Origin of the sequence: Actinoplanes sp. NPDC051633 (genome assembly GCF_040681735.1) — a bacterium.
Lineage (GTDB): Bacteria > Actinomycetota > Actinomycetes > Mycobacteriales > Micromonosporaceae > Actinoplanes.
The window spans coordinates 1-9,892 of sequence record NZ_JBFAZH010000165.1 but is presented as its reverse complement, the minus strand read 5'-3'; the positions used below and the strand labels follow the sequence as shown (position 1 = coordinate 9,892).

7 protein-coding genes are annotated in these 9,892 nt (G+C 70.3%); 6 read left to right on the top strand and 1 reads right to left on the bottom strand.

Annotated elements, in window-relative coordinates; translation table 11 throughout:
• The 5 genes from mtrA to raiA form a co-directional block, all read left to right on the top strand.
• Positions 1-689, top strand: a 689-nt coding sequence (gene mtrA / locus AB0M20_RS12480) for an MtrAB system response regulator MtrA (RefSeq protein ID WP_364297382.1), incomplete at its 5' end; no start/stop codon positions are given.
• A 55-nt stretch (positions 690-744) separates the two neighbouring features.
• The gene (gene mtrB / locus AB0M20_RS12475) at positions 745-2,436 is read left to right on the top strand and encodes an MtrAB system histidine kinase MtrB (RefSeq protein ID WP_364297380.1); all 1,692 of its coding nucleotides are present in this window, start codon (positions 745-747) and stop codon (positions 2,434-2,436) included.
• Positions 2,433-4,247: an LpqB family beta-propeller domain-containing protein gene (locus AB0M20_RS12470; protein WP_364297378.1), complete on the top strand. Its 1,815-nt coding sequence runs from the start codon at positions 2,433-2,435 to the stop codon at positions 4,245-4,247. Before mtrB ends, AB0M20_RS12470 begins: the two co-directional genes overlap by 4 nt.
• Positions 4,248-4,262: 15 nt before the next feature.
• Positions 4,263-5,030: a phosphoribosyltransferase family protein gene (locus AB0M20_RS12465; RefSeq protein ID WP_364297376.1), complete on the top strand. Its 768-nt coding sequence runs from the start codon at positions 4,263-4,265 to the stop codon at positions 5,028-5,030.
• 140 nt (positions 5,031-5,170) lie between these two features.
• Positions 5,171-5,797: a ribosome-associated translation inhibitor RaiA gene (gene raiA, locus AB0M20_RS12460; protein WP_364297374.1), complete on the top strand. Its 627-nt coding sequence runs from the start codon at positions 5,171-5,173 to the stop codon at positions 5,795-5,797.
• Here raiA and AB0M20_RS12455 read toward each other — a convergent pair.
• Positions 5,775-6,566: a GNAT family N-acetyltransferase gene (locus AB0M20_RS12455; RefSeq protein ID WP_364297372.1), complete on the bottom strand. Its 792-nt coding sequence runs from the start codon at positions 6,564-6,566 to the stop codon at positions 5,775-5,777. The two genes, raiA and AB0M20_RS12455, sit on opposite strands and share 23 nt — an antisense overlap.
• 367 nt (positions 6,567-6,933) lie before the next feature.
• Here AB0M20_RS12455 and secA point away from each other — a divergent pair, with 367 nt between their 5' ends.
• Entirely contained in the window at positions 6,934-9,846 is a 2,913-nt protein-coding gene (secA, locus tag AB0M20_RS12450; protein ID WP_364297370.1) for a preprotein translocase subunit SecA, read from the top strand.
• Positions 9,847-9,892 lie beyond the last annotated feature (46 nt).

Genomic DNA, 9,892 nt, shown 5'->3' with positions numbered 1-9,892 from the left:
TGACACCCCGGTTACTCGTTGTCGATGCCGATCCCGCGCACGCGGAGAGGCTCGGCATCGCCCTGCCCAGCGAGGTAGTCCGGCCGTCTTTCGGGGCCGCCGGCGTGCCCCCGCCCGCCGCGTTCCGCGAGAGCAGGCCGGACATCGTCCTGCTCGACCTGATGCTGCCGGGCCTGAGCGGCATCGACGTAGCCCGGGCGATCCGCACCGAGTCGGGCATTCCGATCGTCATGCTGACCGCCAAGAGCGACACCGTCGACGTGGTGCTGGGCCTGGAGTCCGGCGCGGACGACTACGTGGTCAAGCCGTTCAAACCCAAGGAACTGGTCGCCCGCATGCGGGCCCGGCTGCGGCGCGGCGAGGACGCGGCGCCCGAGATGCTGACCATCGGGCCGCCCGGCAACCAGATCACCATCGACGTGCCGGCGCACACCGTGTCGCGCGACAGCGAAGAGGTCAAGCTGACCCCGCTCGAGTTCGACCTGCTGGTCGCGCTGGCCCGCAAGCCGCGCCAGGTGTTCACCCGCGAGGTGCTGCTGGAGCAGGTCTGGGGCTATCGCCACGCGGCCGACACCCGGCTGGTGAACGTGCACGTCCAGCGACTGCGCGCCAAGATCGAGCCCGATCCGGAACGGCCGGAGATCATCCTCACCGTGCGCGGGGTGGGCTACAAGGCGGGTACAGGCTGAGGGTTGTCCACAGGCTCGCGCTGATTGTCGGCGCCGAGCGCTAATCTTCACCACGATGCGCGCTCCGGCCTGGTTGCCCATGTCCGTCCGCCGGCCCCTCCGGGTCGTGCGGCGTTATTGGCGTGCGTTCCTGCGCCGCGGCCGGGTGGTCACCGCGCCGGCCCGGCGTGCCTGGCGGCGGTCGCTGCAGCTGCGGGTCGTGGCGATCACCCTGGTCGCCTCCAGCGTGCTGGTCGCCGCGTTCGGGTGGTTCGTGGCCTTCCGCAGCGCCGACATCCTGCTCGACCGGGCCCAGGACGACGTCTTCGCCCAGGGGCGCAACAAGGCGGCGCGGGCGCAGTCGCAGCTGAGCATCCACCGCTCGCCGGCCGAGCCCAAGCTGGCGCTCTCGCTGGGCAGCACGATCACTCTGCTCTCCGACGGCGACACCACCGGCAGCGGCGCCATCGTGGCCATCCGGTCCGAGCGGTTCCCGGCGATCCGCCCGGTCACCTCGATCCCGGCCGACACGTCGCAGCTGATCACCGATCAGATGGTCGACAAGGTGGGTCGCCAGACCTTGGAGGCGCAGCAGATCCGCACGGCGGAGATCGACGGCGTGACGACCAAATATCTGGTGTACGGGACACCCGTGCCGACCAAGTTCGGTCACCTCGAGCTCTACTACGCGGTGCCCCTCACCACCGAGGACCGTGCCGCGAACCAGATCCGGGCGACCGTGCTGGCCACCGGCTTCGCGCTGGTGATCCTGCTCGGCGTGGTCGCGGCGCTGGTCACCCGCATGGTGGTCAGCCCGGTCCGGGCCGCCGCCCGCACCGCCCAGCGGCTGTCGGCGGGCCTGCTCGACCAGCGGATGAAGGTGGGCGGCGAGGACGACCTGGCCCTGCTCGCCGCGTCCTTCAATCAGATGGCGGCCAACCTGCAGCGGCAGATCGTCCGCCTCGAGGAGATGTCCCGCCTCCAGCGCCGGTTCACCTCCGACGTCTCGCACGAGCTCCGCACGCCGCTGACCACCGTGCGCATGGCGGCCGACCTGATCTTCGCCGAGCGCGACGACTTCGACCCGGCGGTGGCCCGCAGCGCCGAGCTGCTGCAGGCCGAGCTCGATCGCTTCGAGAGCCTGCTCACCGACCTGCTCGAGATCAGCCGATTCGACGCCGGCTTCGCCGCGCTCGACTCCGAGCACACCGATCTGACCCCGATCGTCGAACGCGTCGCCGACCGGCTGGCGGGGCTGGCCGAGCGGGTCGGCGTGACCATCGAGCTGCGCCTGCCCGAGGCGCCCGTGATCGCCGAGGTCGACCCCCGGCGGGTCGAGCGGGTGCTGCGCAACCTGGTCGGCAATGCCGTCGAGCACGGCGAGGGCCGGCCGGTCGAGGTCACCATGGCGACCGATGACGCCGCGGTGGCCATCACCGTGCGCGACCACGGCATCGGCCTCAAGCCGGGCGAGGAGCGCCTCGTGTTCAACCGGTTCTGGCGCGCGGACCCGTCCCGCGCGCGGCAGACCGGCGGCACCGGCCTGGGCCTGTCGATCAGCGTCGAGGACGCGCGGCTGCACGGCGGCTGGCTCGAGGCCTGGGGCGCGCCGGGCGAGGGCGCGCAGTTCCGGCTGACCCTGCCGGTCCGGGCCGGCGACCGCCTGGTGGCCGCCCCGCTGCCGTTGATCCCTCGCGACCGGCCCTCTGCCGCCGCACCAACACCCGTGACCGGGCTGCGGACCGAGCCGAAAGAGGTGGCCCTGTGAAGCGCGCCGTGGCCGTCGCCGCCCTTCTGCTGACCCTGCTGGCCGGCGGGTGCGGGATTCCCGACGACACCGACGTCCGCACGCTGCGTCCCGGTCCGTCCGGCGGCATCACCGCGGGGGCCGACGAGACCTCTCCGCAGAAAAAGCGTGAGGACACCAACATCACCAGCGAGTTCGTGCGAAATTACCTGGCCGCGGCCGCCGGCGACTTCGAGGGCGCGGTCGGCCGGGTCAAGGAGTTCATGGCCCCCGAGGCGGCGGCCAAGTTCAAGCCGGCGACGGACCTGGTGCGGGTCGTCCGGCTCGCCGAGGACCCGCTGGTCAATCCGAGCATCGCCACGGTCACCGTCAAGGTGCGTGAGGTGGGGAACCTGCGACAGAAAGGGATTCTCGAGCCGTCCTCGGACCCGAGGGTCACCGAGCTGAAGTTCGAGGTCGGCTCCCTGACGCAGCCGAGCGGGCTCTTCATCCTCAAGGCGCCACCGGTTCTGCTGCTCACCGACGAGGCGCTCCGGGCCTATTACGAGCCCCGCACGATCTACTTCTGGGACCAGGACAAGTCCGGCCTCATCCCCGACGTGCGGTACCTGGAGAGGGACGTGCCGTCCGAGCAGGTGCCCACCCAGATCCTCGACTGGCTGACCAGCGGGCCGGCGCCCTGGCTGACCGGCGTCGCCGAGGCGCTGCCCGAGGGCACCAAGCTGATCGGCAACGTGCCCGCGATCAGCAATGACACGCTGCAGATCCAGCTCAGCGGGCAGGCGGTCCCGCCGGAGGACCCGGCGGTCGGCCTCGACCGGCTGCAGAAACAACTGCGCTGGTCGCTGCGGCCCCAGGTGCCGGTGACCCTCCAGCTGATCATCGAGCACTCCTGGGACGAGAAATACAGCGGCACCGGTTACTACGTCGCCAACCCGGCGTACCGGCCGGCCGGCCAGCCCGAGCGGTTCGTGGTCTACGACGGGCAGATCCGGCGGCTGAGCAACTCGTACGACTCCGGGAGCCCGGTGCCGCTGGTGCGGCCGCAGGACAACAAGAACGTCCGGATGGCGGCGATGGCGGTCTCCGGTGCGCGAGGTTTCGCGGCGCTGGTCGTCGAGAACTCGAACGGGGTTCAGTCGCTGCGGGTCGGTACGGCCGCTGCCGGCGAGTTCGCCACGTTGAGCGGGGTCCGCCTGCCGGCGCCGATCGGCCGGCCGGTCTGGGCCAAGTCGGCGGAGGGCGCCGACAACGGAACGACCGGGCTGATCACAGCGGCGGGACGGCTCTACAGCTTCACCCCGGACGGCCGCCCGGCCACCGAGGTGCAGTGGCAGGGCACACGACCGGCCGGTGTGACCGCAGTGGCCGTGGCACCGGACGCGCACCGGGCCGCCGTCATCGCCGGTGGAAACCTCTACATCGCCGCGCTGAGCCGCAGCGAGGACGGCGTGCAGCTCATGTCGCCGCACATCATCCGCACCACCGATGTGCAGTCGCTGACCGCGGTCGAGTGGAGCAGTGAGAGTGCCCTGGTGGTGGCCGGCCGCCGGACCGACAACCGGGTCGCCACCTACGAGGTATCGGTGGACGGGGTCCTTCAGACTGCGCGGCAGGACGACCTGGGGCAGTACCCGGTGACCTACATGGCGTCGTTGCCGGACAGCCCGATCCGGAGCGCCGCGGAGAGCACGGGCGCGATGGCCTACGAGCAGAACGGTATCGCGTACGACGAGGAGGACCGGCGGGCGATCGGGGTGGGCGACCTGGCCGTGCCGGTCACGAACCCGCCGGCTCGGGTGCACCCCCGCGCGCCGTTCTTCCTGTCCTGAGGAGAACCGGCGCCGGTGTGGTCGGAGATCGCTGATCTGGTGCTGCCGGGCGCCTGCGCCGGGTGCGGCGCGGAGCGGGTGCCGATGCGTCACGGCGTCTGCGCGGCCTGTGTGGCGGAGCTGGAAGGGTTGCGGGCCCATCTCACGACGCCGACGCCACCGCCGCCCGGGATGCCGCGCTGCCTGGCCACCGGGGAGTATGCCGGTGCGTTGCGGGGCGTGCTTCTCGCGTACAAGGAGAAGGGTCGTCATGGTCTTGCGCGGCCGCTGGGGGCGTTGTTGGCCAGTGCGATAGCCGAGGTCGCACCGCCGCGGACGCCGTTGCTCGTGGTGCCCGTGCCATCGACCGCGAAGGCGCGACGGGAACGCTACGGCGACCACATGGCCCGGCTGGCCACACACGCGGTGCGGCGACTGCGGGCGGCGGGCTGGGAGGCTGCGGTCGGGCCGGTGCTCCGGGTGGCGCCCCGGCCCGACTCCGCGTCACTGGACGCCGACGGGCGGCGGATCGCCGCTGAGAGTTCCCTGCGAATCCGGCGGTCGCGGATCCGTGTTCTGCGGCGCGCGGCGAGGATGAGGAGCACTCTGGTGGTGGTGGATGACATCGTCACCACCGGCGCCACGTTGGCTGCGGTGACGGGCCGGCTGAAGGAGGCGAACATGCAGGTGACGGCGGCTGCGGTGCTGGCCGCGACGCGCCTGCGCAGGGCCGGACCGGAGCGCACCGGACGCGCTGCCCGCCGGTCCTTTCGCCATCGGGATGGTTCCCCGAACGAGGGGTGACTAGCGAGCATCCGCACGTTAGCGTCTTGATGACGAGGGTATCCGCCACTATTCCCACCGCCATCGGAAGGGAGACGTCGACGCCCTAGGAGGGCCCGAGTTTCGCGTCTGTTGCAACATCACGTTGGGGGAGGTCACGAGTGGACATTGTCGTCAAGGGCCGCAACGTAGAGGTTCCTGATCATTATCGGGAACATGTCGCCAACAAGCTGAGCAAGGTCGAACGCTACGACCAGAAGCTGATCCGGGCCGACGTGGAGCTCTTCCACGAACGCAACCCGCGGCAATCCGAGAAGTGCCAGCGCGTCGAGATCACGGTCATGACGAGAGGGCCGGTGGTACGCGCCGAGGCCTGCGCCAAAGACGTCTACTCAGCCCTGGACGCCGCGAACAACAAGCTGGACGGTCGATTGCGCCGCGCCGCCGACCGGCGCCGCGTCCACCGCGGGCGGCACGCACCCGTCTCGGTCGCCGCCGCCACCGCGGGCCTGCCGACCGACCTGCCGGACTTCACACCGCCATCGAGTGAGCCGGAACCGGCCCTGGCGGCAGCCCTCGCCGAACACGACGAGACCCAGCCGTGGCGCATCGTCCGCGAGAAGGAGCACCCCGCGGACCCGATGACCGTCGACGACGCCCTCTTCCAGATGGAGCTCGTCGGTCACGACTTCTACCTGTTCCTGGACAAGGACAGCGGCCGGCCCAGCGTCGTCTATCGGCGCCGCGGCTACGACTACGGCATCCTCAGCCTGGAGCACACGGGCTGATCGCATTCAGTACGTCCTCCGGCAGGAGGACGTACTGAACATCGTCGGTTCGCGTGTTCGCCGGCCCCGGGAGGCGTGACCTCAGGTACGCCTCCTGGTGGAAGCCGGCCTTCTCGAGCACTCGTTGCGAGCCCGTGTTGGTGGGGTTGGTGCCGGCGATCAGGCGAGCGATGCCGGTCTCGGCGTAAACCCACAGGGACAGCAACTGCACGGCCCTGGTCATGTATCCGCGACCGCGCCAGGCCGGGTGCTGGCTGTACCCGACCATCGCCTGGCCGGTCGGCGGTTCCTGGTAGAACAGGCCGATGATGCCGGTCGGCGCGCCCGTCGCCGTGTCGAACACCACCATGTCGGCGCGGGTGCCGGCGAGCCAGTACGACTCCGCCCACGTGCACCGGAGCCGGACCTCCTCCGCGGATTTCGGCTCCGGCGGCACGCTGGTGTCGATGACGTCCTGGTCGGTGTGCAGCTCGGCGTAGAAGTCGATGTCGGCCGGGCCGAGCGGCCGCAGCGTCACCACGCCGTCGGTCAGCTCGCCGCCCGGCAGATCCGGCAGCAGCCGCGGCACGGGGCCGGGCGGGTCGCCGGGCAGCCGCGCGAAAGGCACGGCGTCCGCGCCGTCCAGGGCGCCGCGCCGGATGCCCTCGCGCTGGAAGCCGGCCTCCATCGCCGCCCGCTGGCCGGCCGCGTCGTCGCCGCGGAGCAGCACCTCCACGCGCCGATCACCGGCGCGTCCGGCCATCGCGAGCAACGCCTCGGTGCTGATCACACAAGCTCCATCCCCAGCATCGGCCCCGTCCGGCTCTCGTTCGCCGGCCGAAGGCTGAGCCTTCCATGGTGAACCTGCTTCCGGCGCCATTGAACGCGCGCCGGGCCGAGTTCGTCGAACCCCCAACGGGTGATCGTGCGGTGCGCGGCGGACGCCTACCCACGGTCGCGATCCCGCTGCATGCGGCCACCGTGCTCCGCGACGCGCGCGACGACCATTCGGTTCCCAAGTCGCTCCCGGCTCAGCTATCAGCGAACCCACAGGGTCGTTTCGGGTCGTTTGTACGGTTAACCGGAGGCTCGGCTCACGCCTTGCCCGACCGGACGCCTACGATGGTTCGGCAGACTGTTTAGGGGAGCGCTGACCCGTGTCGATATTGGAAAAGGTCCTGCGCGCCGGCGAAGGCCGCATGGTGCGCAAGCTCAAGGCGATCGCTGACGCGGTCAACTCGATCGAGGATGACTACGTTGATCTGACCGACGACGAGCTGCGGGATCTCACGCAGCAGTACAAGGAGCGGTACGCCGACGGCGAGTCGCTCGACTCACTGCTGCCGGAGGCGTTCGCCACCGCACGCGAGGGTGCCCGGCGGGTGCTGGGTCAGCGGGCGTTCGACGTCCAGCTCATGGGCGGCGCCGCGCTGCACTTCGGCAACATCCCGGAGATGAAGACCGGTGAGGGCAAGACCCTGACCGGCGTGTTCCCGGCGTACCTCAACGCGTTGAGCGGCAAGGGCGTGCACATCATCACGGTCAACGACTACCTGGCACAGCGCGACGCCGAGTGGGTCGGCCGGGTGCACGTCTTCCTCGGCCTCACGGTGGGCGTGATCCTGCCCAACCGGCCCGCCGCCGAGCACCGCGCGGCGTACCAGTGCGACATCACCTACGGCACCAACAACGAGTTCGGCTTCGACTACCTGCGCGACAACATGGCGTGGTCGGCGGCCGAGCTGGTGCAGCGCGGCCACCACTTCGCCATCGTGGACGAGGTCGACTCGATCCTGATCGACGAGGCGCGTACCCCGCTGATCATCTCCGGTCCCGCCGAGCACTCGCAGCGGTGGTACGGCGAGTTCGCCGCCATCGTGAGCCGGCTCCAGAAGGGCAAGGACGGCGAGGGCGACTACGAGGTCGACGAGGCCAAGCGGACGGTCGCGGTCACCGAGCGCGGCGTCGCCCGGGTCGAGGACCGGCTCGGCATCGACAACCTGTACGAGTCGGTCAACACGCCGCTGGTCGGTTACCTCAACAACGCGATCAAGGCCAAGGAGCTCTACAAGCGCGACAAGGACTACATCGTCAACGAGAGCGGCGAGGTCCTGATCGTCGACGAGTTCACCGGTCGCATCCTGCACGGCCGCCGCTACAACGAGGGCATGCACCAGGCCATCGAGGCGAAGGAGGGGGTGGAGGTCAAGCAGGAGAACCAGACCCTGGCGACCATCACCCTGCAGAACTACTTCCGGCTGTACGACAAGCTCGGCGGCATGACGGGTACGGCCCAGACCGAGGCCGGCGAGTTCAACAAGGTCTACAACGTCGGCGTCGTCTCCATCCCGACGCACCGGCCGATGATCCGCATCGACCACCCCGACGTCATCTACAAGACCGAGAAGGCGAAGTTCAACGCCGTCATCGAGGACATCGCCGAGCGGCACGCCACCGGCCAGCCGGTCCTGGTCGGCACGGTGAGCGTGGAGAACTCGGAGATCCTCTCCACCCTGCTGCGCCGCCGCGGCATCCCGCACAGCGTGCTGAACGCGAAGTTCCACGCGCAGGAGGCGACGATCATCGCCCAGGCGGGCCGCAAGGGCGGCGTCACGGTCGCCACCAACATGGCCGGTCGTGGCACCGACATCCTGCTCGGCGGCAACCCCGAGTTCCTCGCGTCGTCAGAGCTGGCGCAGCGCGGCCTCGACCCGGTGGAGTCGCCGGAGGAGTATGTGAAGGCCCTCGAAGAGGTCCTCCCGGTGTGGAAGGAGGCCTGCGACGCCGAGCAGGCCGACGTCATCGCCGCCGGTGGCCTCTACGTCCTGGGCACCGAGCGCCACGACTCCCGCCGCATCGACAACCAGCTTCGCGGCCGCTCCGGCCGGCAGGGTGACCCGGGCGAGTCCCGGTTCTACCTCTCCCTGCAGGACGACCTGATGAAGCGGTTCCGGGCCGGCGCCGTCGAGGCGGTCATGGACCGCTTCAACATCCCGGAGGACGTCCCCATCGAGTCCAAGATGGTGACCCGCCAGATCCGCAGCGCGCAGACCCAGATCGAGGGTCAGAACGCCGAGATCCGCAAGAACGTCCTCAAGTACGACGAGGTGCTGAACAAGCAGCGCCAGGTGATCTACGCCGAGCGCAGGCGCGTCCTCAACGGCGAGGACATGCACGAGCAGGCCAGCCACATGATCGACGACGTGGTCGAGGAGTACGTTCGCGCGGCCACGGCCGAGGGCTACGCCGAGGACTGGGATCTCGATCAGCTCTGGACCAACCTCAAGCGGCTCTACCCGGTCACCATCACGATCGACGACATCGTGGAGGAGAGCGGCGGCGAGCGCAGCACGGTCGACCAGGAGTTCCTGATCCAGCAGCTGAAGGACGACGCGCAGGCGGCGTACCGGACGCGCGAGGAGGAGCTCGGCGCCGAGGCGGTGCGAGAGCTGGAGCGGCAGGTGCTGCTCGCGGTGATCGACCGGAAGTGGCGCGAGCACCTGTACGAGATGGACTACCTGCAGGAGGGCATCAGCCTGCGGGCCTACGCGCAGCGCGACCCCGTGGTGGAGTACCAGCGCGAGGGCTTCGACATGTTCAACCAGATGATGGAGGGCATCAAGGAGGAAGCGGTCGGCTTCCTCTTCAACCTCGAGGTGCAGGTCGAGGAGCAGCCCACGATCACGGTCGACCCGACGAAGGCGGTGCCGCTGCCCGGTTCGGCGACGGCGGCGCCGGAGACCGAGCACCAGGTCGAGGTCCGGGCGAAGGGTCTGGGCGGCGACCGCCGCCCGCAGAACCTGCAGTACACGGCCCCGGCGATCGACGGTGAGGCGGGCGGCGGCGCACCGGTGATCCAGCAGCAGCCGGCGGCGCCGGCCCTGGGCATCGGCGCCGGTGGCAGCCCGATCCCGGCGGGCCCGGCGCACACGGCGGCCGCGGCGGCGCGGCGCCCGCGCAACAACCCGGCGCAGGCGGAGTCGAGCGGCCCGTCGCGCAACGCGCCGTGCTACTGCGGCTCGGGCAAGAAGTACAAGCGCTGCCACGGCGCACCGGGCGGCCCGGCCTGACGGCCGGCTCCCAGAGCTGAAACGGCCCGCGGCCGGCATATGCCGG